Source organism: Pseudoalteromonas sp. Scap03, from assembly GCF_013393115.1.
GTDB lineage: Bacteria > Pseudomonadota > Gammaproteobacteria > Enterobacterales > Alteromonadaceae > Pseudoalteromonas.
Genome location: NZ_VDEU01000001.1, coordinates 2,797,283 through 2,823,459, shown reverse-complemented (window position 1 = coordinate 2,823,459; position 26,177 = coordinate 2,797,283). Strand labels below are relative to the sequence as shown.

Genomic DNA, 26,177 nt, shown 5'->3' with positions numbered 1-26,177 from the left:
ATATATCTGAGGCCACAGTGAAACTTTTTCAAGGCCTAATGTGTTCGCTATCGTCATTTTGAGGTTGTAAATGGAAACCATCGATAAAATTAAACAGCAAATTGCTGAAAACCCAATCATCTTATACATGAAAGGATCACCAAAACTGCCTAATTGTGGTTTTTCTTCACAAGCATCACAAGCGTTAATGTCGTGTGGTGAACCGTTTGCTTATGTAGATATTTTACTTAATCCAGACATTCGTGCAGAGCTTCCTGCGTATGCTAACTGGCCTACTTTCCCACAACTTTGGGTTGAAGGTGAGTTAATTGGTGGCTGTGACATTATCATTGAAATGTTTCAACGTGGTGAATTACAACCACTGATCACTGAAACAGCTGCAAAGCATAAACCTGCAGACGCTGAATAAGTGTTTAGGTAAAAAAAAGCTGCAATTTGCAGCTTTTTTTATATCTATAGACAAGTTACTCGTTTTTTCGTAGCTTACAAAGCCGCAAACTTCAGAGCGCGATTTAATCGCCCATAAATTGGACAAGTTTTCATTCTTAAATAAGCAGTTATCAGGGTAAACTTACAAAAACACTGATCCCGCCGATTTCACGATTATGCAGGCTAATTTGCCCATGATGGGCTTCAACAATTTCTCGACACAGTGCCAACCCTAATCCACTTCCAGCTGCCTTGGTAGAATAAAAAGGGATGAGAGCACTGGCCATAACCGTTTCACTCATGCCTTTTCCTTGATCGCTCACATTAATATGAGTGCCGAGGTTATCTTGTGTTATTTTTAAACTAATATGCTCTGCTAGCGACTCTGATTCATGTGCGTTTTTCAACAGGTTAATGAGCAATTGTTCTATTTGGGTTTGATCGGCTCGTGTGATGATATCTTTTTGAAGGTCGAAATTAAATTGCCATTGGCTTTGTAATTGATCGAGTAATGAATGCCAATCAACCGTTGTTATTTTAGGTGGTGGTAGTTTAGCAAACTTTCCATAGCCTTGAACGAACTCGTTTAAATGCTTTATTCGCTCTTCAATGGTAGTGAAAACGCGTTGTAAACGAGGTTCATCCACTTTTTGCGTTAACAGCTGTGCACTATGTAACATGGATGACATTGGACCTAGTGAGTTATTGAGTTCATGGCTAATGATCCTAATAACCTTTTTCCAAACTTCAACTTCTTGGCGGCTCAATTCGCGGGTCAATTGTTTAAATACAAACAACCTGTGGTGTTGGTTGTTAAGCAATAAGCGACCCATTGAAAGATGCCATGTTTGCGGTTCTTGTTCTGCTTTATCGAGAATAAATAAACCATCTACGCCTTTATTAACGGCATTAATTATTTGCTGTGGGGCTTTAGACAATAATGGTGATATTTTTTCGCCTTCTAGGGCTGTACTTGCATTAAAAAAATCTCTCGCACTATGGTTACTATAAACAATAAAATCATTGTCATTTACCAATAATACAGCTTGAGGGGCGTTTTGTAATACCTTATCAAGCATCAACTCTCGTTGGTAAACCCATTGTTTTTCTTGTCTTAATTGCTTTGCAGTTTTGTTGTAAAGCTGGCACAAATGACCTAATTCATCATTATGGTTATAGGCCAGTAAAGTCGATAGTTCCCCATCTTTAAAATTTAATAAGCCAGTTTCTAATGAAGTAATACCTTGGACCAGTTTACCGCTGAGTCGATGAGCCAATAAGCTACTTAGCGCGGCTGTGAAAATGACACTTACTGTTGTTTTTATAGCGTCAACACCCAGCAGCCAACAACAGATAAAAACAGGGATCACAGAGGAAAATACACATACTAAAATCACTTTAGAAGTTAAAGAGAAGCGGTATCTTGATTTTTTCATCAGTAGGCAATCTCAAACTTATCAAGACGACGGTAGAGTGCTTGTCGGCTGAGGCCAAACTCACGTGCTACTTTGGCAATCACCCCTTTATGTAAACGCATGGCATCCTCAATTTGTTGTTTGTTAGGCTCTACTTTTTGAGTGTGTGTTTGAGGCGTAATAGGAGTTAAACCAAAGTCGTCGATGCTTATCTCACCGCTGGGTTTGAGCACACTGACACGTTTACATGCATTTTCAAGTTCACGAACATTACCGGGCCATGAATGGGCTAAAAGTAGGTTTTCGCATTGTAAGTCCAGCTCACGTTCTACTAAAAAATGATGAATAAGAGGAAGTATGTCATCCGGTCGCTGATTAAGACTTGGCAGGTTAAGTTCAATTACATTTAAGCGGTAGTATAAGTCTTCTCTAAACAGCCCTTTGCTGATTGCATCTGTTAGGTTTTCATTGGTCGCTGATATTACACGGACATTAACTTTTCGGGTCTGGGTTGAACCTAAGCGCTCGAATTCTCCCGTTTGTAAAATCCGTAGGAGCTTCATTTGTCCTGATAAAGGGAGATTACCTATTTCATCTAAAAATAATGTGCCACCATCAGCCGCTTCAAATCGACCAATCCTTTGTTTTGTGATCCCTGTAAAAGCACCTGCTTCTGCACCAAATAATTCTGCTTCTATTAGTTGATGGGGAAGGGCACCTGCATTGACCGTAATAAACGCAGCATTTTGGCGAGGTGAGTTTGCTTGAATAATTTGTGCTATGCGCTCTTTACCACTGCCATTTGGGCCTGTTATTAATACAGAGACATCAGATTTGGCGACTTGTAATGCCATTTTAACTAATTGCTCCATCGCCGTACTGCGATAAATTAAACCTACTAAATTAGCATTTTCTATAGATGCCTCACGCTCTTGCTGGTGGCGCAATAAGGTTTGATTTTGTTTTTTTGTCTTTCCTAGTTCAATTAGGTTATTAACACAGGTAAGAAGCTTGGCATCATCCCATGGTTTTGGTAAATAATCAGCCGCACCGGCTTTGACAAGTTCAACGGCTGTTTCAAGCTCAGTCCATGCAGTGATCAGAATAATGGGCAGATGGGGATTTAGCTCTCTAAGTTGATAAAAGAGTAACTTTCCCTCTTCTCCTGAAGTTGTGTCGTTACTAAAGTTCATATCTTGAAGTACAAGTGCAATACGCTGGTATTGCACAATTTGAATAGCTTCAAATGGGCTATTTGCAGTAACCACTTTATAGTCGTGAATCTCTAGCAATAATGACAAAGCATCTAAAATTGCAGGATTATCATCAACGATAAGTATTTTTTCCATGTTAATTTAATCGCTGTTTATTATTATTTAAATATTGAAAATGCTACACCGCGTTTAGCCAGTGTAGCATAGGTTGGGAGCTGTGCTATATGGTTCGGGTTGCGATACTCGGCGAAATATTTGCCGCGCGTTTAGCTGGGCCAAATACAGCCAAAAGACTCATTGTAAACACCATGACTGCCGTGACAGCAATATAACTTGATGGTAATGCCGCTATTGAAAAATGTTGCATTAATAACTGACCGAGTAAAAGTGCTGAAATAGCACCTAAAAATAAGCCAGCAATGCAAATCAGCGCATTTTCAACTAAAAAATAATTAACAATTGCAGATTTACGAGCGCCTAAAGCACGACGGGTTCCAATTTGCTTGGTACGTTTGTTTATATTAAATAGCGTCAAACCAAAAATGCCCAGTGCGGTTACCAATACCAGTATGGTTATGAGCACAATTAACATACGCATCATAAGTTTATCTGCAGCCATATATTGATCTTTAAGTTCATCAAGACCTTTAATATTGTTGATCACCCGCTTGCTATAATTATTTAGCATCGCATTTTCGATTTGTTTCATTACAGCTGCGCGTTGTCCTGGCTTTGTTCTTACAGCAAATTGTGCGTAAGTTTTGCCTTGAATATACGGAATAAGCGCGACATTATTGGGGTGACTATCTTTTAGCCAAGGGCCTTTCATTGGCGCTGTGATCCCAATAATTTGTAGGGGTAAGTCACCAAAATAAACGGTCTTACCAAGGCCATTGCCCTCAGGGAAAAGCTCATTGGCTAACGCCTCAGTAACGACAGTGACATTAGTTGTTCTATCTGTCGGTGAATTTGTAATGAGTACTTCAGCCTCAGTAAAATTACGCCCAGCAATTAATTTTACGCCATATGTGTCTAGGCCGTGCTCATCAATAAAAAAGTAAGCAGTGCGCACATTTTTGCTTTCTTGTGGTGCAGGTTTTAAATTAAAGCCGGAAGCGCTGCCACTACCAGATAACGGAATACTGCTACTTTGCGCTGCACTCTCAACCCCTGGTAGGGCTCTTAACATGGCTTCATCTAGTTCAAACTGCTGGCTAGCATCAACGTCTTTCCCAAAGGTCATCACATTGAACTTAAACAAGTCTTGCTCTGGATAGCCGGTTTCTTGGTTTAAAAAAGCGATTCTATCTTGAATGATAAACGCCGCATTGCTGACAATGGCTGTCGTAATTGCAATTTGAATTAAAAGTAATATTGCGCCTACCTTTGAGCGGCAAAGGGCATGAAATATCGGTTTTATTTCTAACATGATTAGCTCCTCATTGGCTCTTCAGGTAAATGGCAGGGTTGGTTTTACACACTAGCCAAGCAGGGTAAAGCCCAGCAATAATGCAAGTAGTTATTGCGATAACTGGGGCACTTAATAACATGGCTAAATCCATCGTGGCTATGTTTTTGTAATATTCGTAACTTTGCCTTACCCCGAGAAGGCCAATTTGTGCAAGTACAATACCGAGCAACCCGCCGATAAAACCAAGCATGGCTACTTCTACTAAATGCTGTAGAAAGACTTGTCGCTTACTTGCCCCGAGTGCTCGACGCACGCCGACTTCTGGAGCACGGCGTAAAAACTTTGCTAGTAATAATCCTAAAATATTAGCTAAACACACCGCTAAAAACATAAAGCTTAAACTAACCAGTATTTTGTTATCTTCACTAACGACATTGTTGTATTCCATCCATTGGTTTACATCACGTAGGCTATATTCAGGTTTCTCTCGCGTGAAGCGGCCACGTTTTTTTTGCTCTTCAATGTAAGAGGTGAGGTAATCACCGTAAGCGGTTTTTTGCTCTGGTGTATCAAGCTGAGCCCAAAATTGGATCCACACTATTTCCGATTGCAATCTATCGGCATAGGTATTTATATTTTCATGTTTCCAGCCATTGCTATTGCCCCAGCTGGTGAGCTCTTTTGCTTTAATTAAACTAAAGGGTAAAAATAGGTCTGCTATTTTATCAAAAGCGCCGTTATTTAAATCGTAATATTTAAGGTTGAGGGGCCAGTCATCAATAACACCGACAATTTGGTAGCTATCGTCATCCAAATAGACTAGTTTGCCGATGGAGTTTTCACCCGCAAACAACTTATCGTTCAGCTCTTTTGAAATCACCAAAACAGGGGCTGCAGATTGCTCTTGTTGTACACTCCACACACCGCCATAAATAAATGGCACATCAAACATGCTAAAAAAATCGGGTGTGGTCATGCGTGCTTCACCAGTAAACGGCTTAACTTTATCTGAGTCTAAATACACCGAGAAGCCAGTGCGCATCATGGCCACTTTTTTATCTGGAGTAGGCGCATTATGTAAATTTACGGCATCTTGATAAGTCAATTGCATGGGGATATCGTCACCCGTCCACCACGTGTGACCTTCATCCATGGTTTGTAATTGTACGTTATACAATTGACTGCTCTTATGTGGGATAGGGTCTGCCGACATCATATGATAAACGCTTAAACTGGTCATGGTTACACCAATCCCAATGGCAATCGCCAGCACCATTAAGAAACTCACCAGAGGAGTGCGCTTAAAGCTACGCCAACTTAAATCTAGGTAATGTAATAGCATGGCTTACGCTCCAGCAACATTTTTAAGGTTTTGTGCACCTTGGTACAAGGTGAAATCAGCAAGTTGACCGTCGACAACTTGAATGTTTCGAGGGGCACGCCGAGCAAGTTCTGCATCATGGGTGACCATGACAATGGTTGCGCCATCGCGATTGATTTGTTCAAGCAGCTCCATTACTTGACGAGCCATAAGGCTGTCGAGATTACCGGTAGGTTCATCGGCTAATAAAAATCGTGGCTCGCCAGCAAGCGCGCGTGCTATGGCCACTCGTTGTTGCTGTCCGCCAGAGAGTTGCTGTGGCAAATGTTTTGCCCGAGAGGCAAGACCAACTTGTTCTAAACATTTTTCAATGCGACGTTTACGCTCTGCGGCTTTAATACCTCTATAACGTAGCGGTACTTCAATATTTTCATATAAGTTTAAGTCAGGTATTAAATTGAACCCTTGGAAGATAAAGCCTATTTTTTGATTTCGACAATCTGCGCGCTGGTTATCGTTTAACTTACCTACATCAATTCCATCAAGTAAATATTCACCTGCAGAGAAGGGTTCTAACATTCCAGCTATATTTAAAAAGGTCGTTTTTCCTGACCCGCTAGGGCCTGTAACAGCAATAAATTCGCCTTCATCAACGTGTAGATTAAAATCACGTAATGCATGGGTTTGAACCATTTCTGTTTGATATACTTTACTTATATTATTCATCTTTAACATGCTTTTTCCTTTTGTTGTTTGGTTCTACGCGATTGTTAGCGAAGTAATAATGTGTGTGTGTGTTTGAAACTGTTATAGCTTGAAATAATCAATTCATCGCCAGCTTGAACCCCTGAAATTAACTCAACCGCATCAATGCTGGTTGCACCAATTGAAATATCAATGAGCTGAGCTGTATCACCGGTAATTTTATAAACCTGTGTACCGCCTTGTTGTAAAAATGCCCCACGCTTAACTTGTAAAACATCGTCACGATTTTCTAATAAAATACGGGCTGTTAATCGTTGGTTTTGTCTGATACCCGTCATGTCTTTGTCAAAACGTACACGCGTTGTGACTTCTCTATTATTTACTTCTGGTGAAATGGCAGAGAGGGCGCCCATCACTTTGCTAGCGCCCATTGTTATCTCTACGTCCATACCTAAACCAAGCTCATTTGCATAACTTTCAGGGACTTGTAGCTCTGCTTCAAAATTACTCAAATCAACTAAAGTCATTAATGGTTGGCTTTGTGTTACCGCTTCTCTTTGTTGAACTAGTAAGTTACCTACAATCCCTGACACAGTGGCTTTAATTGTTAAGTTATTAACTTTACGAAGTAGATCATCGACAATCAGTTGTTGACGAGTGACATCTCGTTTAGCGGCCTGTAGTTCAAAAGCAAGTGTATCTTTGGACAATTCAACTTCTTGCTCTGCATGTTTATAAGAGAGTTTTGCACGGGCAAGCTCATCAATGGCTTTTTCGTGATCAATTTGACTGATCACATTTTTTTGCATTGATAAGGCCGCTCTGCGATTTTCTCTATCGGCAGCGTTTAACTCTACTTGTGCTAGATCAAGTGCTTTATTTAAGCTTAATGATTGGCGGCGTGCCTCAAGGTGTTTACGTTGTAGCTCGCCCTCAAGACGAGCTAAAACAGACTGTTGCTGCTTTAATTCGTTTGTGAGCTCAGGACTATCAACCATGGCTATTACATCATGCAGTTTTACTGAGTCACCAGCATTAACCTTCAATGAAACAAAGCCTCGTTCAGGGCTGTAAACTTTTGGTGCTCTGGCGGCCACAATTTTACCGCTGGCTGCAACATCGCGTATTAGCGATTGGCGCACCACCGTGGCTATTTGTAGGCTTACTCTATCAACCGAGATAGTACCTTCTTGATCAGCATTTAATAGTGCATATACACATAGAGCAACTAGGCCCACAATAAATATAAACAGCCTGATGTATTTTTTAAAATTTATAGGTCGTGAGATTTGCGTGTCTTGCCCGCTAGTGTCTTTAATCATTATTCATTCTCTTAGTGTTTTTCAAACACAGTAATCATTAGCGAGGCAATAAATAGAATAATTGGTGAAATTAAAAATAAGCCAATAGTAAACATTCGAACATCCTCAAAATTTATATAGTTATGCTGTATTCGAATAGCATGCCATTTTTTATCTTATTGAATTTATTCGGTTTTTAACTTTACCCTTGTTGTTTTACATGTCCGCGGACATAAAAAGTGTCCGCTGCGGGCACTTTTTTGATTTGTCTATGGGATGAGGTTATCTCAACGTAAAGCAAAGCAAGTTGTTAATTAATGCATAACATGAGGGGAGCGTTTAAATCTATTGAATAAACTATGCGCTAATAGAAGCCGCTGTAATTAAATGTCGTGTTCAGATGAATTACTAATACAGCACAAAAGAGGAAATAGCCCATAATGAATAGTTATTCATTTTGGGCTCACCTTACGTTTACGTAAACTGCTAGTCGCACATGCTTTTTGTTTACAAGTTTTTAAAAATAACACCGGTGTCAATCTATTTTTCGATTCGATATCTATGCAAATGTTAATGGGTGGCATTATTTTATGATTTTTAATTAAGTTGAAATATATTCAATATAATGAATATGTATTCATAAAAATATTGACTCAAGGGTGGAATAACGCTAATTTTGTTCGTCTGTTAGCAAATCGTCGAGCCGTTCATCCACGTTAACAGCGCAGCAAGGGGAGGGGTCCATGTTATATGACTCAAAACTAGAAAAAGATAATTGTGGCTTTGGCTTAATAGCCCAAGTTAATAACCAAGCGAGTCACCGACTCATTCGTACGGCGATCACCGGTTTAGATCGCATGCAGCACCGCGGTGGTATTTCTGCTGATGGTAAAACGGGTGATGGTTGTGGCTTGTTATTACAAAAACCAGACAGCTTCTTTCGGGCTATTGCTGCCGAGAATAATTGGCATTTAGGTAAAAATTACGCCGTTGGGATGATTTTCCTCAATGCTGATCCGGTACTAGCACAAGCAGCCAAAGATGTTTTAAGCGAAGAACTAGAAAAAGAAACGCTAAATATTTTGGGCTGGCGTGTGGTTCCAACTGATCCATCAATGTTAGGACCTATTGCTCTAAAACAATTGCCAGGTTTTGAACAAATTTTTATTAGTGCGCCAGAAGGTTGGCGTTCTAAAGATTTAGAACGCCGCTTGTATGTTGCACGTCGTCGTGCAGAAAAGCGTCTAATGGACGATGAATCATTTTATATTGCGAGCTTATCTGGGTTAGTCACAATATATAAAGGCTTAATGATGCCTGCTGACTTGCCTAATTTTTACCTTGATCTTGCGGATATTCGCATGACCAGTGCTATTTGTGTTTTTCATCAACGCTTCTCTACAAACACACAGCCTCGCTGGCCTTTAGCGCAACCATTTCGTTATTTAGCACATAATGGTGAAATTAATACTATTGAAGGTAACCGCCAATGGGCACGTGCCCGTTCTTATAAATTTGCTTCGCCACTTATTCCTGATTTACAAAGCGCAGCGCCGTTTGTTAATGAGACAGGGTCTGACTCATCTAGCCTCGATAATATGCTGGAGCTATTTTTAGCTGGTGGTATGGATTTATTCCGTGCGATGCGCATGCTAGTGCCGCCAGCATGGCAAAAAAATCGAGCTATGGATGACGACTTACGTGCGTTCTATGATTTTAACTCTATGCATATGGAACCGTGGGATGGCCCTGCAGGCATCGTTATGTCTGATGGGCGCTTTGCAGCCTGTAACCTAGACCGTAATGGTCTGCGCCCTGCGCGTTATATTATTACTCAAGATGGCTTTATTACTTTAGCTTCTGAGGTGGGAATTTGGGATTACACCGCTGATGAGGTGGTAGAAAAAGGACGTGTTGGCCCAGGCGAGCTACTGGTTATTGATACCAAACTCGGAAAAATTTGGCATTCAGATGAAATTGACCAAGATTTAAAATCACGCCACCCTTATAAATCGTGGTTAGAAGAAAACGTTAAACGCTTAACACCTTTTGAAGCACTGACTGAGCAAGATGCAGGTAATCGCTCATTCGATGATGCAACTCTAGCCAAATATCAAAAGATGTTTGGCTATACTAATGAAGAGCTAGACAGTGTTATTCGTGTTATGGGTGAAAATGGTCAAGAAGCTACCGGTTCAATGGGTGACGATACGCCGTTTGCCGTCCTAAGCGAAGGGCATCGTTCACTTTACGATTATTTCCGCCAGAAGTTTGCCCAAGTGACTAATCCGCCAATCGATCCGTTACGTGAAAACCATGTAATGTCGTTGGCAACGTGTATTGGCAGTGAACAAAACGTATTTAATGAAACGACAGGGCATGCTAAACGCCTGCAATTTGATACCCCTATTTTAATGTATGCTGACATGCAGCAGCTACTCAATGCCGATGAAGCACACTACAGTTACTGTAAGATTGACATTACTTACACCATAGAAGAAGGACTTGAAAACGCCGTTAAGCGTGTTTGTGATGAAGCACAAGAAAAAGCAGCATCAGGCTGCATTATGCTGGTATTAACGGATCGTAACTTTGATGACAATCAATTACCTATTCCTGCAGCTATGGCGGTGGGTGCGGTACAAAAACGCTTGGTAGATAATAACTTACGCTGTGAGTCTAACATCATTATTGAAACCGGTAGCGTTCGTGACGCGCATCAATTTGCTGTTCTACTTGGCTTCGGTGCAACCGCAATCTACCCGTATTTAGCGTATGAGTCACTTGTGGCCATGAGCGATAGCAAGGTAATTAATAAGTCATACTGCGAAGTGACACTGGCTTATCGTCAAGCAATTAATAAAGGCTTGTACAAAATCATGTCGAAAATGGGTATTAGCACCGTGGCTTCATATCGTTGTTCGATGTTGTTTGAAGCGGTTGGTCTATCTGACGCGATTGTTGAGATGTGTTTTAAGGGCGTTGCAAGTCGCATAAAAGGGGCGTGTTTTAGCGACTTTGATGACGATCAGCAAAGCTTGCACAAACTAGCGCTTAGTAAACGTAAATTACTAAGCCATGGTGGCTTATTTAAGTACGTACACGGCGGCGAGTATCATGCTTACAACCCTGATGTGATTCAAACGTTACAAAAAGCAGTACGAAGCGGTCAGTACAGTGATTACAGCGAATACGCAAAGCTAGTTAATCACCGTCCAGTCGCGACTTTGCGCGATATGTTGGCTTTAAAACTGCCAGAAAAGGGTATAAGCATTGATGAGGTAGAGCCTGCCACTGAGCTTTATAAACGTTTTGATTCTGCAGCGATGAGTATTGGTGCATTATCACCAGAGGCGCATGAAGCACTAGCCATTGCCATGAATCGTTTAGGTGGTTGCTCAAATTCTGGCGAAGGTGGCGAAGATAAACTTCGTTACGGTACAGAAAAAAATTCACGGATTAAACAAGTGGCCTCAGGTCGATTTGGTGTAACACCTCATTATTTACGCAGTGCGGATGTCATTCAAATAAAAGTGGCTCAAGGCGCTAAGCCAGGAGAAGGCGGGCAGTTACCGGGTGAAAAAGTAACGCCTTATATTGCTAAGCTTCGTTACTCTGTACCAGGCGTGACACTAATTTCACCGCCGCCGCATCACGATATTTACTCTATTGAAGATTTAGCCCAGCTTATTTTTGATTTAAAGCAAGTAAATCCAAAGGCACTGATTTCGGTAAAACTGGTGTCTGAACCGGGCGTAGGAACAATTGCAACCGGTGTTGCAAAAGCGTATGCCGATCTAATTACTATCTCAGGCTACGATGGTGGCACAGGTGCAAGTCCCTTAACCTCGGTTAAATATGCAGGCAGCCCATGGGAGCTTGGCCTTGCAGAAACGCAACAAGCACTTGTCGAAAATGGCCTTCGTCATCGTATTCGCCTGCAAACAGATGGGGGGTTAAAAACCGGGCTTGATATCATCAAAGCAGCCATTTTAGGCGCTGAAAGTTTTGGTTTTGGTACCGGGCCTATGGTGGCGTTAGGCTGTAAATACTTACGAATTTGTCACTTAAATAACTGTGCTACCGGTGTAGCAACTCAAGACGATACATTGCGTCAAAAGCACTATCATGGCTTACCAGAAATGGCGATGAACTACTTTAAGTTTATAGCTCAAGAAGCGCGTGAAATTATGGCAAGTTTAGGTGTTGCAAACCTAACCGATTTGATTGGTCGCTTAGATTTACTCGAAGCCATTGAAGGCAAAACAGCCAAGCAGCAAAAAATAGATTTATCAGCGGTTATCGCTCAGCCAAACAACCCTACGGGTGAAACATTGTTTTGCAGTACACCAAATAGCTCGCACTATTTAGGTGAGTTAAATGAGAGCTTACTCGGCAAGGCACAAGAGGCAATTGATAACTCAAGCGGCATTTCATTAGTGAGCCGTATATGTAATACCGATAGATCTGTTGGCGCAATGCTTTCTGGTTATATTGCTGATAAGCACGGTAATCAAGGTATGGCAGCAGATCCCGTAGTGATTGAGCTTCATGGTACCGCTGGCCAGTCATTCGGGGTATGGAACGCTGGCGGCCTTGAAATGACTTTAGTTGGTGATGCCAACGATTACGTTGGTAAAGGAATGGCGGGCGGTAAGCTAGTCGTTCGCCCACCACTGGGTTCGTCATTTGAAAGTCACAAAGCAACCATCGTAGGTAATACCTGTTTATATGGTGCCACTGGCGGTAAATTGTTTGCAGCCGGATGTGCTGGTGAGCGTTTTGCTGTGCGTAATTCGGGTGTGCAAGCTGTTGTTGAAGGTGTTGGTGATAATGGTTGTGAATATATGACCGGTGGTGTGGTATGTGTACTTGGTAATGTAGGGGTTAACTTTGGTGCAGGTATGACCGGTGGTTTTGCTTATATTTTAGATGAACGAGGTGATTTTGAGAAACGCATTAACCCAGAGTTGGTTGAAGTGGTTACTTTAGATGATTTGAGTTCACATCAAGAGCATTTACGCGGCTTAATTGCTGATCATTTAGAACTAACAGGCTCATGTAGAGCAGAAACTATTTTAGCTAATTTTGAACTTTATTTACCGATGTTCAAATTAGTAAAACCTAAATCAAGTGACGTAAAAAGTTTACTCGGGCATCGTGCTCGCAGTAGCGCCGAACTTCGTGTTCAGGCGCAATAAGGGGGCAGTATGAGCGAAAATGTATATCAATTTATAGACGTGCAGCGTGTAGACCCACGCAAAAAACCAATCTCGTCACGTAAAAAATCGTTCGTAGAAATTTATGAACCCTTTTCAGAAAATCAGGTTAATTCACAGGCAGATCGTTGTCTTGATTGCGGTAATCCTTATTGTGAGTGGAAATGTCCAGTACATAACTATATTCCACAATGGTTAAAACTGATCCGTACAGGGCGCATTTTAGAGGCGGCTGAGCTTTCGCACCGTACTAACAGTTTGCCTGAAGTGTGTGGTCGAGTATGCCCGCAAGATCGCTTATGTGAAGGCTCATGTACATTAGATGAAGAATTTGGTGCGGTAACAATTGGTAATATTGAAAAGTACATCACCGATACCGCGTTCAAAATGGGCTGGAAGCCAGACATGTCCTATGTGACATGGACTGATAAAAAAGTTGCCATTATCGGCGCAGGACCCGCAGGGTTAGGCTGTGCTGATATTTTAGTACGCAACGGCGTTAAGCCTGTGGTCTTTGACCGTCACCCAGAAATTGGTGGACTGTTAACTTTTGGTATACCTTCTTTTAAATTAGAAAAAGAAGTCATGCAAAAACGTCGCGAAATATTTACTGAAATGGGTGTTGAATTTAAGCTTAATGTTGAAGTGGGTAAAGACATTAGCATGGATGAAATACTTAATGAGTATGACGCCGTATTTTTGGGAGTGGGGACTTATCAGAGTATGCGTGCGGGGCTTGAAAACGAAGATGCTCCGGGTGTGCATGATGCCCTGCCATTCTTAATTGGTAACACTAATCGTGTTATGGGTTACGATGAGTCTAAACAAGCTTGCATTGATATGGCAAACCAAAAAGTAGTGGTACTAGGTGGTGGTGATACAGCAATGGACTGTGTGCGTACCTCCATTCGTCATAACGCGTTAAAAGTAACGTGTGCTTATCGTCGTGATGAAGAGAACATGCCTGGTTCAAAACGCGAAGTAAAAAATGCAAAAGAAGAGGGCGTAATTTTTACTTATAACGTTCAGCCTAAAGGGATTGTACTTGATGACAAAGGTGCTGTAGCCGGCGTTAAAATGGTAAAAACTCAGCTTGGCGAGGCAGATGAAAATGGCCGTCGTCGCGCTGAGGAAGTACCCGGATCAGAGCACATTATTGAAGCTACACAAGTGATTATGGCATTTGGCTTTAAGCCTCATAAAATGGACTGGTTAGAACAGTACGATGTAGAAATTAACCACTGGGGCGGTATTAATGCACCTGAACAAGGTGAATTTACTCATCAAACTACCAACCCTAAAATATTTGCTGGTGGTGATATTGTTCGTGGTTCAGACTTAGTGGTTACTGCTATATTTGAGGGGCGTAATGCTGCAGAAGGCATTATGGATTATTTAAAAGTGTAAATAATTCTTTTGTTAGAATGGAGTCAAAAGCAAACCTTCGGGTTTGCTTTTTTATTCCCTCAGTTTTACAAATAAAAATGCCCGCAATACACAGGTTGCGGGCATTTTTAAACGCTATGTTAGTTAATCCATCGAGAAGTGATCAAGGCTCGATTTCACTCTGGCTTGTCGACGTTTCACACTTTTATAGCAGATAATGTTACAAACAAGCTGTAGGCTAATAACCAACCAACTAAGTGTTATTAAGCCACTAATAGTTGTGCTGCTAAAAACTAACATAACAGCAATAACAATATGTACAATCAATGCCATATTTAAAAAACGATATAAGCCTTGTTTAAATTGTGTATGTTTAAACTTGCTAAACATGGCTAAAAGTACACTAACTATAAGTAGTAGCCAGTTAATTGCTAAGCCAAAATAAATGACCGTTGTTTGCATCAAGGTATCCTCACCGTATCAAGGTAACGCACTATAAATGTATAATTTTATCCGTGCGCTTTTATAAGCTCTTTCGCATTTGCTTTAGCTGTTTTGCTAATGTTATCACCACCCAGCAAGCGCGCAATTTCATTAACCCTGCCATCTTTATTCAATGCCAGCATATGCGTAAATGTTTCACCATTAGCGATTTCTTTGGCAACAAAAAATTGCTGATGAGCACTACTGGCCACTTGCGGTAAATGAGTTACACAAATTACTTGTGTCGATTTACCTAATTGGCGCAGCAGTTTACCAACGGCAGCAGCCGTTGGGCCAGAAATACCGACATCAACTTCATCAAATATAAGCGTAGGAGTCGTGACTTTTTGGGCAATAATAACCTGAATAGCCAAACTAATGCGTGATAGCTCACCACCAGAGGCTACTTTTGCTAAAGGTTGCAATGGTTGCCCTGGGTTTGTTGATACTAAAAACGATACATTATCAAAACCTAAGCTGTTTGGAGAGCGATCGGTATGTGCTGTAAGGGCTATTTCAAAAACGCCATTTTCCATAGATAAATTAGCCATGCTTTCGCTGATCAAGCCATTAAGTGTATTAGCGTATTGATGACGGCTAGCACTTAATTCCTCACTAGCCGTTTGATAATCTTCAAGAGCTGCTGTAATTTCACCTTCAAGCTGTTCGAGGCGCGAACTATTACTGCTTATAGAGTCTAGCTCTTGTGTTACATTTTGATGAAACTCAACGAGCTCTTGTGGCTTTATATGGTGTTTTCTTGCTAAATCCATAGCGCCGCTGAGCCTGTTTTCTACTTCCGTTAAGCGAGTAGGATCTAAGTCAGCTTGTTCAGTATAATTGCGTATTTCTCTGCTTGCTTCTTCAACTTGAACCGCCGCTTCTGTCAGTAATGCTGCTACATTGGCCAGGGTTTCATCATAATGTGCAAGTTCATTAAATTGTTGCGCGCTATGTTGTATAAGAGAGCACGCATTTTGCTCATCACTTTCGTATAAGTGTTGTAGCTCGCGCTGACAAGATTGCAAAATAGTTTGGCTATTACTGAGCTTATAATGCTCTGCTTCTATTTGTTCAAATTCACCTGTTTGCAAGGCAAATTCATCAAGTTCAGCTACTTGGTATTCTAATAACTGTTTCTGCGCAGCTTGTTGTTGCTGTTGATGTTCTAGTTGTTTAAATTCTTTTTGTAAATCAGCATAACGTTTATAGCGTTGGCTTACAGCATTAACTAGATTTTGGTGCCCGGCGTAAGCATCCAGTAGCTGTAATTGATGCTCTGCTTTTAATAGATGCTGGTGTGCATGTTGACCATGTATAGAAATTAAATATTGGCCTAGCTCTTTTAGCTGTGCAGCGGTGACAGGGCTACCATTAATGTAGCTTTTGCTGCGGCCATTCTTGCAAACAACTCTACGAAGTAGACATTCGTTATCGTCATTATTAAGCATGTTCTCTTCTAGAAATGCATGGGCGTGTGGCAAATTGCTTAAATCAAATTGCGCACTTACCTCGGCTTTATCAGTGCCCGGGCGCACAGCAGATGCTTCTGCTCTTTCTCCAAGGCACAGTGATAACGCATCAATAGCGATTGATTTACCCGCACCCGTTTCACCGGTAATAGCGGTCATGCCCGAATGCCATTCAGTGCTTAAATTACTTACAATTGCAAAATTTTTAATTTCTAAACCAATTAACATACTGTTCATCCATCCAGTGAATTAACTGTTAATTTATACAGTGTTTTGGTTTATTGCAAATTAAATTTCTATATTTTAAGCAAGGCTGGGCTCAATTAGTGTTTTTTTTTCTTCATCAATAGGGAGGGTTTCATCGTTAAGATCAATATTATCAACTGGTTGTATGTTTTCTTCAGTTTTCAACTTTAAGATTAACGTAGGAAGGACTTCTTGGTAAAAATTTTTATTGTATAAAATACCTTGAGCTGGCAACTCTGCTATAAAATATTGAGTGCTGTCGGCAAATGCTTGGCTATTGTTACTTTTATAGGTTTTTATAAGTTCTTCATTAAGTATATTAATAAGTTGGTTACATAACGATTCCAACTTAACTAAATTTTCATCGGTGTGAGGCTGTACCACAAAAAAGTTACTAACAACGGCTTGAATTCTAGGAAGGTGCTTAGCACTGATTACTTTTGCATCAAGTAACTCGTTTAGTTTTATTTTTAAACGTGATTGAGTACTTGCTACGCGCTCGTTAAACAGCTTTTTCTTTGCTTCAATGGTTTTTTTTCGATTACTCTCAATTAGCATGTAACTGCCAAGTAGGGTAATTAATAATAATAAAGCAAGAAATACTACATAATTCATTACTACTTTTTCCTGATGATATTTAAAATTTCTAGTCCAATATTTTGCGCTAAAGTTGCATCTTTGGCAATAAAATTAGGGGCTAATGATTTTTTCAGATTAAAATTCGTTCAAACTAGTATAGACGACTACCCCAATTAAGCTTTTTACGTAGCACATTATAATAAGAATAATTTTTTGGGTGGATTAAGCGTAATTTTTTGTCAGCTTTACGTATAACTACCTCATCACCCGGTAATACGGCGAGTACAACATGGCTGTCACAGCTTACTTGTAAGCTATCAGTATTTTCTAAACTAAGCTTTAAACGCACTTCATTATCAGCATCCACCACTAAAGGGCGACTTGATAAAGTATGTGGAAACATCGGAACCAGTGACATTGCATTAAGCTCTGGTGTTAAAATAGGCCCACCGCCCGATAAAGAGTATGCCGTTGAGCCTGTTGGAGTCGACACAATCAAACCATCGGAGCGTTGAGAAAATACAAAGTCATCGTTTATAAAGGCTTCAAACTCAATCATATGTGCTACTTTATCAGCATGAAGCACTGCTTCGTTTACTGCAGAATTAGCGCTTTTAAGTTCGTTATGACGATACACTTCAACTTCTAATAAAAAACGTTTTTCTTCAATGTAATCACCGCTGAGTACCTGTTCTAAGCTACCCTCAAACCCTTCTGGATTCAAATCAGTTAAAAAGCCTAAATTACCTCTATTTACACCAATTACGGCTATATCAAAGCGAGCAAGTACCCGTGCAGCACCCAGCATGTTGCCATCGCCTCCAACCACAATCGCCAAGTCGGCACGCTCGCCTAAATCAACGAGCTTTACGAGTTTGTCACTCGGTACATCACTAAGTTGACTCCCTGTACGTTTTTCAACAATCACCTCAAAGCCTAAAGCTAATAAAAACGTATGTAATCGTTGTAAAGTAGCGGCAGCATTAGGATGATTTGGCTTACCAATCAAGCCGATAGTGTTAAAGGGAGAGTCCATAATAAATACACTGAGAGTTCTAATATTTGTAGAGTAACCTAAAACAGAAGTGTTTGAAAACACAGATCTTAGTAATAACCAGCGGATTTAATTAATTCACTGTAAAATTTAGATTTATTGTATTTTTTATACTTGAAATAATAATACTTAGCCCCGATATAACAGCTATGCATAAAGATGTAGATAACATGAAACTAAACCCACGAGATCAGCAAATATTTGCCGCTGTTATGAGTATGTACTGTAATGGCGATGGCTTACCTGTGCCGTCAACAAAAATTGCAAAGCAAAAAGGTATGGCGGTATGCTCTGCCACTGTGCGTAACGCGATGGCGCGCCTTGAAAAAATAGGCTTGTTGTATTCACCACATACATCGGCTGGCCGAGTGCCAACCAATGATGGGTTTGACTATTGGTTTGATGAGTTTTTTACGCTCAATGATATTGCTAATTATTGGCAACCTGAGCAGGCACAATTGGTTGAGCTAGCGCATGGCTTGAGTCAACGTTACCAAGTATGCTGTTGTGTGGGGCTACCGCAGGTTAGAACACAGCAGGTATTTAGGGTAGAAGTGCTCGACTTTGATGCAAACAACTGGCTTATTTTACTCTTAGATAGAGCAGGGCAGAGCCACAATATTTGTATTAATAAGCCTAATGACCCTAGCGATAGCCAACGCTATGAATTTGCTACTTGGCTCAATACGGTTTTTAGTCAACAATCTTTAATTGAAGGCCTCTACCGAATGCAGGCAATGGCCAATACGGCTCCGCGTAATTGTCATGACTCTTTAACTCAATGGACCCGTGAGCTAAGCCAAAAATTAGGCTCAGATAACAGTATCGTTGTTGGCGAAAACTACCTTTATAAAAAAATAGATTGTGAGCAAAGCCTTAATATTGGTGTATCATTTTTAAATTTTGTTGAAGATAAACTCGCTTTTAAAAATGGGGTCTCTATTCTCAATACTGAAAACTTACCGTTCAGTAGCTGCGATGAACTCATTGTGATTAGTGTGCCGTATTTTCAAAATCAAGAATATCAGAGTCGCTTTTGTGTTATTTGTCCAAAATCAGCGCAATTAGAGAAAATAATCCAAGAATTTAAATTATTAGAGCCATTGAGCTCTTGAATCTTTTTATTCAATCCCCATAATTACCGCAGTTGTAAAGAATTGGAGCGTATATTTTATGTCTGAGCAGACACAAAACCCAGAGCAAGAAGTAGAACTGAACGAAGAAGTGACGCAAATCGAAGCCGATGTTGAGGCGGCAGTTGAAGCAGCTGAGCAACATGCCGAGCAAGAGCAAAGCCCTGAAGCAGAAATTGCTATGTTATATGCCGAGCTTGAAACTGCAAAGCAAACTATTGCAGATCAAAAAGATAGCGTAGTTCGCGCTGCTGCAGATGTGGACAATATGCGTCGTCGCGCTGCACAAGATGTAGAAAAAGCACACAAATTTGCACTAGAAAAGTTTGCTAATGAATTACTCCCTGTTATAGATAACTTAGAGCGTGCTATTGAGTTTTCTGATAAAGAAAATGAAACGCTTAAGCCTTTACTTGAAGGCATTGATATGACAGTGAAAAGCTTTAACGACGCGGTAGCTAAATTTGGTGTTGAAATTGTAAACCCTCAAGGTGAGCAGTTTAACCCAGACTTTCATCAAGCAATGTCAATCCAACCAAGCAACGATGTAACCCCAAATACTGTTTTAGCAGTAATGCAAAAAGGCTACACATTAAACGGTCGTTTATTACGCCCTGCAATGGTCATGGTATCTAAAGCCGCTGACGCTTAATTAAGTATACAATTTAAAAATGCCTCATTATGAGGCATATTTTTTGTCTTTCAAATAATGTATTAACTGCACCAGTATTGTCAGTACCACCGCACTAAACATTAAACTAGAAAATGGAACCGCACTTTGTGCATGCATTACCGCTAATATAGGGCCTACTAATGCGCCACTACCAAAACGCAAGGTGCCGATAACCGCCGTAGCAGTTCCGGTATTTTGTTCAAACTTCATCAAAATTAATGAATCTGCATTACTTGCTATTATGCCTAAGCTCATCATTAACGGGGCAATAGCCGCAACAATAAAGTAAAGCGATAAATGCAACACACTAAAGCTGAGTAATGCTGTGCCAGATAAAAAACCACACATTAGCCCGTAATAAAGCATTTTTCGTGAGCCAATACGTGGCACTACGCGAGTATTTAAAAAGTTACCAAACATCAGCGCCATTACATTAAAAGCGAATAGCAGGCCAAACAATTGTTCCGATACTTTAAAAAAGTCGAGGTAAATATATGGAACCGAGGTTAAAAAGCAAAAAAAGCCAAACGACACAAACATCGAGCTTAAAATATCAGCGCGGGCGTGCGGGTTGCTTAATACCACTTTGTAACTCGAAAAGAATAGCGATAACCCTTTTCGATCATTTTTAAATATCGGGATATCGATTAAATAACGCTGCACAAAAAGTAAAATTACAAAGCTATAAGCCGCTAAAACAATAAAAATAGTCGACCAAAGCGAAAAGCCTAAAATAACTGAGCCGATAGAGGGGGCAAGTAAAGGCGCTATCATCATAATCATAGACACGTACGACATACCCTTAGCAGTATTTTTTTGATATATGTGTCTAATAATCCCTGGAACCACAACCGTAGCTGCCGCCCCTGTAAATGCCTGTACTGCTCTTAACAGCCAAAAAGTATGCACTTCAGTGGTAAATGCTAAAGCGAGTGAACTCAAGCCAAATAAACTGAGCCCTATTCGTGCCAGTTTACGCCTGCCAATTTGATCGGCTATGGGGCCAAAAAATAACATGCCCAATGCATAACCTGCTAAATAGATACTCAACGAGATTTGAACATTTGGCATGCTAGTATTGAGATCGTTGGCAATTACCAGCATAGCCGGTAAATACATATCAATGGCTAAAGGCGTGATTGCTACAATACTGGCTAATAAAGGCAATAAAATACGGGTATTAAAAGAAGAAGCCGAAGCGCTCATTTAAAAACTCAAAACAACGAATATAGGTTGGGCAGTATAGCAGGGCAATGGCGTTGGATAAACTTAGTTTGCCTGCTAACTTAATTGTTTAATCGCAAAAAGCAAAGATTTTAAACTAACACTGCGTTTGGTATTCTATACTCAGTAACAAACTTTTTTAGGGCATTATAATGAAGAAATTGGTTTTGGCAGTACTTGCCAGTGCAGTATTAGTAGGTTGTAAAACATCACCAACTGGACGCACACAGATTGCGCTTTACTCAGATCAACAAATGAGTCAAATGGGCACTGCGAGTTTTGCCCAAATGAAAAAAACGCAGCCGGTAAATAAAGACCCAAAAGTTAACAGTTACGTCAATTGTATTGCTGACAAAGTAGTAGCCGTGCTTCCTACAGATTATGCATCTCAAAATTGGGAAGTGGTGGTCTTTGAAGATGAATCTGCAAACGCTTTTGCATTGCCAGGTGGTTATATTGGCGTGCACACTGGATTATTAAAAATTGCTACAAATCAAGATCAGCTTGCAACTGTTTTAGGTCATGAAGTCGGTCATGTGATTGCAGAGCACTCAAATGAACGTGTTTCACAAAGCTCTATTTTACAAACCGGAATGAAAGTGGGCAGTGCGGCGCTTGAAATGGGTAACGTGCAATACCGCAATGAAATTATGCAAGGGCTTGGTCTTGGCGCTCAATATGGTGTGGTTTTACCGTTTAGTCGTTCACATGAGACAGAAGCTGACGTTATTGGTTTAGATTTAATGGCGCAAGCAGGTTTCAACCCTAAAGAGTCTGTTACGCTCTGGCAAAATATGAGTCAAGCGGGCAGTGGGGCAACGCCAGAGTTTTTATCAACTCACCCAGCACCAACAAGCCGTATTGCAAATTTACAATCGCAAATGAGTAAAGCGCTTAGTGAGCAAAAAACAGCTAAAGCACAAGGTAAAAATCCGCAGTGTAAGTTGTAATCAACCATAAAAAAACCTGTCTAATGACAGGTTTTATTTTTTAATAGTTAAGTATTTAATTATTAAAAAGTCCACTCTATGTGTACTTGTGGAACTGACTCTGTAACATCTGTACCAAGTTTGTTATGCCAGTACTGCCACTCCATACCTAACAGTAAGGTGTTTTCTTTCATTTCTAGCGCATGCCCCATATCCCATACAATAATAGGTTGAGCTAAAAACCAAGCGCGTACGTCATTACCAAACTCATCTTCACGCTCAGCAATATATTCCGCATGACCCTTAACACTAAATTTTTGTGAGCCAATCATAAATGGATATTCAAAAGCAACGTCAAACATCCAGCTGTTGGTTTCAATTGGCGCACCGCCTTTCGCAACACCTTCACTATCATCAATGTAGGCAGTCACAAGGGTTGAGAAGAAATTAAAACCAGGTACATCCCAGCTTAATTTTACACCCGGTAAGTATTTAACAACTTTAGCATCGCCTGCGGCATTAATACCCATGGTTAGGCCAACATCAACGAGCGCACCTGACGCTACTTTTTCGTCCATAACGGCCGATAAGCTAAGCGTAGAATAACCTTCAAAGTAAAAGTCTTGATCTTGGTAGTTATCGTCATTGCCATCAGTGCTGTAATCAATAAAGAAAAAGTTATCCCCATAGTCATGGCCTGAAGCATGTTGCAATGAATAAACCGTGGTGCTTGATTTTTGTTCAGTGAACGGGTTTTTATGATTACCGTTGTTAATATGAAGCGCAGTACTGCTCCAATTAGCAGCAGTAGCTGTTGAACTTAAGGCACACGCACTAAGTGCAACGAGAGGAAGTAAGTTTTTAATTTTCATAACCATATTTTATGTGACACGCTGAATACCACATTATAGCAAAGACGGTTAATTTGTTAATTATTTATTGTCATAAACAGTGTACTAGCATGTGGCTAATACACTGTTTAAAGAAGATTTAAGCTTTATTACGACGTAAACAAATAACCGCAATAGCGGTAAAAGCTAAAATAAAGCAGTAGTAAGATGAGGTTGATACTTCCCACGGGCTAATTTTAAATGTAGCACCAAGCAGAAGTGCTTGTGCGCCGTAAGGTAAAGACCCTTGGGTAACACAGGCAAAAATATCTAATAAACTGGCAGAACGTTTACCACTAATTTCGCCATCGTCAGCTAGCTTTTTAGCAATAGGGCCAGTCACAATAATAGACACTGTGTTGTTAGCAATACACATATTGCTGGTTAGCACTAATGCAGCTATCCCTAACTGATCCGCTACCTTGCGATGCCATTTTGCAATGACCTTAGTGATTGCTTGAATTTTTTGCGCGATGTAGTCGAGGCCGCCATTAATACGAATAAACTCAGAGAGGCCACCAATAAACATAGAGAGCAAAAATATTTCCTGCATGTCGCTAAAACCTTGGTAAACATCTTTTACAAAGCTGGCGCCTTCATAGCTTCCAGTAAAGCCCATCAATGCGGCGAAAACAATACCGCTTAACAGTACTACAAATACATTAAAGCCCATTACTGCCAGTACTAAAATAAAGGCATAAGGAAGTACTAATAAAATATCGTAGTCTTTGGTATCAACTACTTGTGCTGCAGGCGTTAAAAACAATAGTAATGCAATAGTAAGGATAGCGGCCGGAACAGCAATTTTAAGATTTTCTTTAAACTTATCTTTCATTTCACAGCCTTGCGTGCGGGTAGCTGCAATCGTAGTGTCGGAAATTATTGATAGGTTATCACCAAACATGGCGCCAGATACAATGGTACCGGCCATTAATGCGGGATCAATCCCTGTTTTCATTGATACTGCATAAGCAATTGGGCCAATAGCACCGATAGTTCCCATTGACGTGCCCATCGCAGTAGAGATAACCGCTGCAATTAAAAACAAACCAGGCAGAAGTAATGAAGGGGGAATAAGAGAGAGACCAGCATTAACAACCGCGTCAACGCCACCGGTTGCCCCTGCAACCGCAGAAAAAGCACCTGCTAATAAATAGATAAGGCACATGGTAATAATATTGTTATTACCCACGCCTTTAATAAAGGTTTCTACACTCTGATTAATACTGGCTTTGTTTAAGATAAAGGCTAAAACAATCGCAGGTAAAATAGCGACCGGTGCTGGGAGTTGATAAAATGCATAATCAACCCCTTGAGATTGCAAATATAAGCCTGAGCCTAAAAAAATAGCAACAAAGGTGAGTAGGGGTAGCAAAGAAAATCTTGCTTTATTTTTATCAAATGATGGCTGCATCATAATCCTCATTAATTATTCATAGCAATCGAAACCGATTGATATACTTAACAGCCAAAGCATCCCTCTTTTAGCTGAATTTAGTTGTTTGTTTTACTATCTAACCAGATAAGTAACTCAACAGCGCCCGCAAGCCAAAGACCAAATCGGCGCAAAAAAGAAGTTTAAATGTATAGATGGCTAAATGCAAAGACTATCTGTTATTATTATGAGGGTCTGTTGATCTTTCAAGGTTAAATTTGCAGCAGTCTGTTTGGTATTTAGGCAAGGCAGAGCCTATGTGGTGTGGTTATTCCCCATAAATAGGCGATAACGCAGCATCAATGCCAAACAGGCGCTGCCCGAAGGGTTCTGCCTAGGAGCGATTTACTCTTTGTTGCTCGGTTTTTACATAGCCCACTAGGTTACAAACCTCGCGCCACGATTAAACCGCTCCTAGTTTAAACAAATTTTAATCCGCAAAGGTCAACAGACCCTAAAATAATCGAAGCTTTTTTATAAGCTTTCCTGACTATTACATGAGTTTTAGATAAAATCTAGCTAACTAAAAAATACATAGGTTGTAAAAAGATGAATCGAGTAGGTGTGTTTGGTGCGAATGGCCGTATGGGCCTGGCACTTTTAGAAGCAGCAACAATCAATAAAAATTCACAATTAGCGGCGGCCTATGTACGCAGTGAGTCTGAGTTAGTCGGTCTATCGGTTAATCAACTTAATAGTGCAGCGGCTAAAGGCATTCACTTTAGCAGTGAACAGCAGGTTGAAAATGTAGATGTGCTTATAGACTTTACCCTTCCACAAGGCATGAGAAATCACTTAAAAACAGCTGTTGAGAAAAAAACACCTATGGTAATTGGCACCACTGGCTTAACTCATGATGATATGGCTCTATTAACCGATGCCGCTAAACATATCCCGATCGTATTTGCGCGTAATTATAGCGTGGGCGTAAATTTACTGCTTAACTTAGTGCAAACAGCAGCGACAAAATTAGGCGATGATTTAGATATTGAAATTTTTGAAGCGCATCATCGCCATAAAATCGATGCGCCATCGGGTACAGCATTAGCTATTGGCGAGTCGATTGCACAGGCTAAAGGGTGGGATCATGATGAGGTTGCTGTTTATGATCGTAACAACATAGAGCAGGCCAAATCACAAAATGAAATTGGCTATTCGGTGCTAAGAGGCGGCGATATAGTAGGTGAACACACAGCCTACTTCGCTACAATGGGCGAAAGACTTGAATTAACCCATAAAGCAAGTTCGCGAATGACCTTCGCGCTAGGTGCTATAAGAGCTGCGCAGTGGTTGAAAAATAAACCTGCAGGACTTTATGATATGCAAGATGTGCTAGATTTAAAGTAGTTAAGTTCCTTTTTTAACGCTTTGAGGTGGTTTTTTGGTATAACCACTTATTTATTACAATTTACTAATTAGCGTTAGACCTAAAAGCCAACTTCATGTAGAATACAGCCAATTTGCCAAAAATTACTAAATGCGTGTTTCCAATTATACTCATATGGTTAGCAAAACCGGGGTTTGTGTGGGAATAAAAAGAGTTTTAGGCAAGAAAAATGAATGAAGGTTTAGTGGTTTACATCGGCATCATTTAAGACTGCGTAAAACAATTTAAGCTCACAGAAATCAGGTTTTGACCAATTATTTGGGTATTGGCG

20 protein-coding genes are annotated in these 26,177 nt (G+C 40.4%); 7 read left to right on the top strand and 13 right to left on the bottom strand.

The genetic code is table 11. The features are described 5' to 3' along the window. The first annotated feature begins 70 nt into the window (after positions 1 to 70). A complete protein-coding gene (locus tag FHG08_RS12855; RefSeq protein WP_008113155.1) occupies positions 71 to 409 on the top strand; it encodes a Grx4 family monothiol glutaredoxin in 339 nt (112 codons plus the stop codon). 151 nt (positions 410 to 560) lie between these two features. Here FHG08_RS12855 and FHG08_RS12850 read toward each other — a convergent pair whose 3' ends face one another. The 6 genes from FHG08_RS12850 to FHG08_RS12825 form a co-directional block, all read right to left on the bottom strand. Next, positions 561 to 1,865 (bottom strand): PAS domain-containing sensor histidine kinase, encoded by a 1,305-nt coding sequence (locus FHG08_RS12850; RefSeq protein ID WP_178956223.1) that lies wholly within the window; start codon positions 1,863 to 1,865, stop codon positions 561 to 563. Further along, the gene (locus tag FHG08_RS12845; RefSeq protein WP_178956222.1) at positions 1,865 to 3,193 is read right to left on the bottom strand and encodes a sigma-54 dependent transcriptional regulator; all 1,329 of its coding nucleotides are present in this window, start codon (positions 3,191 to 3,193) and stop codon (positions 1,865 to 1,867) included. Before FHG08_RS12845 ends, FHG08_RS12850 begins: the two co-directional genes overlap by 1 nt. Before the next feature lie 85 nt (positions 3,194 to 3,278). Then, entirely contained in the window at positions 3,279 to 4,487 is a 1,209-nt protein-coding gene (locus FHG08_RS12840; protein ID WP_138607367.1) for an ABC transporter permease, read from the bottom strand. 10 nt (positions 4,488 to 4,497) lie between these two features. Next, entirely contained in the window at positions 4,498 to 5,811 is a 1,314-nt protein-coding gene (locus tag FHG08_RS12835) for an ABC transporter permease (protein ID WP_010388609.1), read from the bottom strand. Between the two features lie 3 nt (positions 5,812 to 5,814). After that, complete coding sequence (locus tag FHG08_RS12830; RefSeq protein ID WP_013465175.1) at positions 5,815 to 6,525, bottom strand: ABC transporter ATP-binding protein; 711 nt, start codon at positions 6,523 to 6,525, stop codon at positions 5,815 to 5,817. Positions 6,526 to 6,560: 35 nt separating this feature from the next. After that, the gene (locus FHG08_RS12825; protein WP_138607361.1) at positions 6,561 to 7,817 is read right to left on the bottom strand and encodes an efflux RND transporter periplasmic adaptor subunit; all 1,257 of its coding nucleotides are present in this window, start codon (positions 7,815 to 7,817) and stop codon (positions 6,561 to 6,563) included. Positions 7,818 to 8,539: 722 nt separating this feature from the next. On the opposite strand from FHG08_RS12825, the gene gltB reads away from it, so the two are divergent. Then, entirely contained in the window at positions 8,540 to 12,997 is a 4,458-nt protein-coding gene (gene gltB, locus FHG08_RS12820; protein ID WP_178956221.1) for a glutamate synthase large subunit, read from the top strand. Positions 12,998 to 13,006: 9 nt separating this feature from the next. Beyond that, positions 13,007 to 14,422: an FAD-dependent oxidoreductase gene (locus tag FHG08_RS12815; protein ID WP_013465171.1), complete on the top strand. Its 1,416-nt coding sequence runs from the start codon at positions 13,007 to 13,009 to the stop codon at positions 14,420 to 14,422. A 123-nt stretch (positions 14,423 to 14,545) separates the two neighbouring features. Here the strand turns inward: FHG08_RS12815 and FHG08_RS12810 are convergent, their stop codons facing one another. From FHG08_RS12810 to nadK, 4 genes are all read right to left on the bottom strand, one after another. Then, a complete protein-coding gene (locus FHG08_RS12810; RefSeq protein WP_138607357.1) occupies positions 14,546 to 14,863 on the bottom strand; it encodes a hypothetical protein in 318 nt (105 codons plus the stop codon). A gap of 47 nt (positions 14,864 to 14,910) precedes the next feature. After that, the gene (gene recN, locus FHG08_RS12805; protein ID WP_178956220.1) at positions 14,911 to 16,584 is read right to left on the bottom strand and encodes a DNA repair protein RecN; all 1,674 of its coding nucleotides are present in this window, start codon (positions 16,582 to 16,584) and stop codon (positions 14,911 to 14,913) included. Between the two features lie 75 nt (positions 16,585 to 16,659). Next, on the bottom strand, positions 16,660 to 17,217 hold the full coding sequence (locus tag FHG08_RS12800; protein ID WP_178956219.1) for a hypothetical protein: 558 nt from the start codon (positions 17,215 to 17,217) through the stop codon (positions 16,660 to 16,662). Between the two features lie 115 nt (positions 17,218 to 17,332). Continuing rightward, positions 17,333 to 18,217, bottom strand: a complete 885-nt coding sequence (gene nadK / locus FHG08_RS12795) for an NAD(+) kinase (RefSeq protein ID WP_008464501.1) — start codon at positions 18,215 to 18,217, stop codon at positions 17,333 to 17,335. Positions 18,218 to 18,384: 167 nt separating this feature from the next. Here nadK and FHG08_RS12790 point away from each other — a divergent pair, with 167 nt between their 5' ends. Both FHG08_RS12790 and grpE read left to right on the top strand, forming a co-directional pair. Beyond that, complete coding sequence (locus tag FHG08_RS12790) at positions 18,385 to 19,350, top strand: HrcA family transcriptional regulator (protein WP_054201107.1); 966 nt, start codon at positions 18,385 to 18,387, stop codon at positions 19,348 to 19,350. 58 nt (positions 19,351 to 19,408) lie between these two features. Then, a complete protein-coding gene (gene grpE / locus FHG08_RS12785) occupies positions 19,409 to 20,020 on the top strand; it encodes a nucleotide exchange factor GrpE (RefSeq protein WP_178956218.1) in 612 nt (203 codons plus the stop codon). Positions 20,021 to 20,047: 27 nt separating this feature from the next. Here grpE and FHG08_RS12780 read toward each other — a convergent pair whose 3' ends face one another. Next, complete coding sequence (locus FHG08_RS12780; protein ID WP_178956217.1) at positions 20,048 to 21,247, bottom strand: Bcr/CflA family efflux MFS transporter; 1,200 nt, start codon at positions 21,245 to 21,247, stop codon at positions 20,048 to 20,050. A 170-nt stretch (positions 21,248 to 21,417) separates the two neighbouring features. Here FHG08_RS12780 and FHG08_RS12775 point away from each other — a divergent pair, with 170 nt between their 5' ends. Continuing rightward, the gene (locus tag FHG08_RS12775; protein ID WP_138571377.1) at positions 21,418 to 22,215 is read left to right on the top strand and encodes a M48 family metallopeptidase; all 798 of its coding nucleotides are present in this window, start codon (positions 21,418 to 21,420) and stop codon (positions 22,213 to 22,215) included. Positions 22,216 to 22,277: 62 nt separating this feature from the next. On the opposite strand, the gene FHG08_RS12770 is transcribed toward FHG08_RS12775, so the two are convergent. Continuing rightward, a complete protein-coding gene (locus tag FHG08_RS12770; RefSeq protein ID WP_055012946.1) occupies positions 22,278 to 23,066 on the bottom strand; it encodes a hypothetical protein in 789 nt (262 codons plus the stop codon). Between the two features lie 118 nt (positions 23,067 to 23,184). Beyond that, entirely contained in the window at positions 23,185 to 24,498 is a 1,314-nt protein-coding gene (locus FHG08_RS12765) for a Na+/H+ antiporter NhaC family protein (RefSeq protein WP_178956862.1), read from the bottom strand. A 570-nt stretch (positions 24,499 to 25,068) separates the two neighbouring features. Between FHG08_RS12765 and dapB the strand changes: the two genes are divergently transcribed. Then, entirely contained in the window at positions 25,069 to 25,866 is a 798-nt protein-coding gene (gene dapB / locus FHG08_RS12760; RefSeq protein ID WP_178956216.1) for a 4-hydroxy-tetrahydrodipicolinate reductase, read from the top strand. The last annotated feature ends 311 nt before the right edge of the window (positions 25,867 to 26,177 follow it).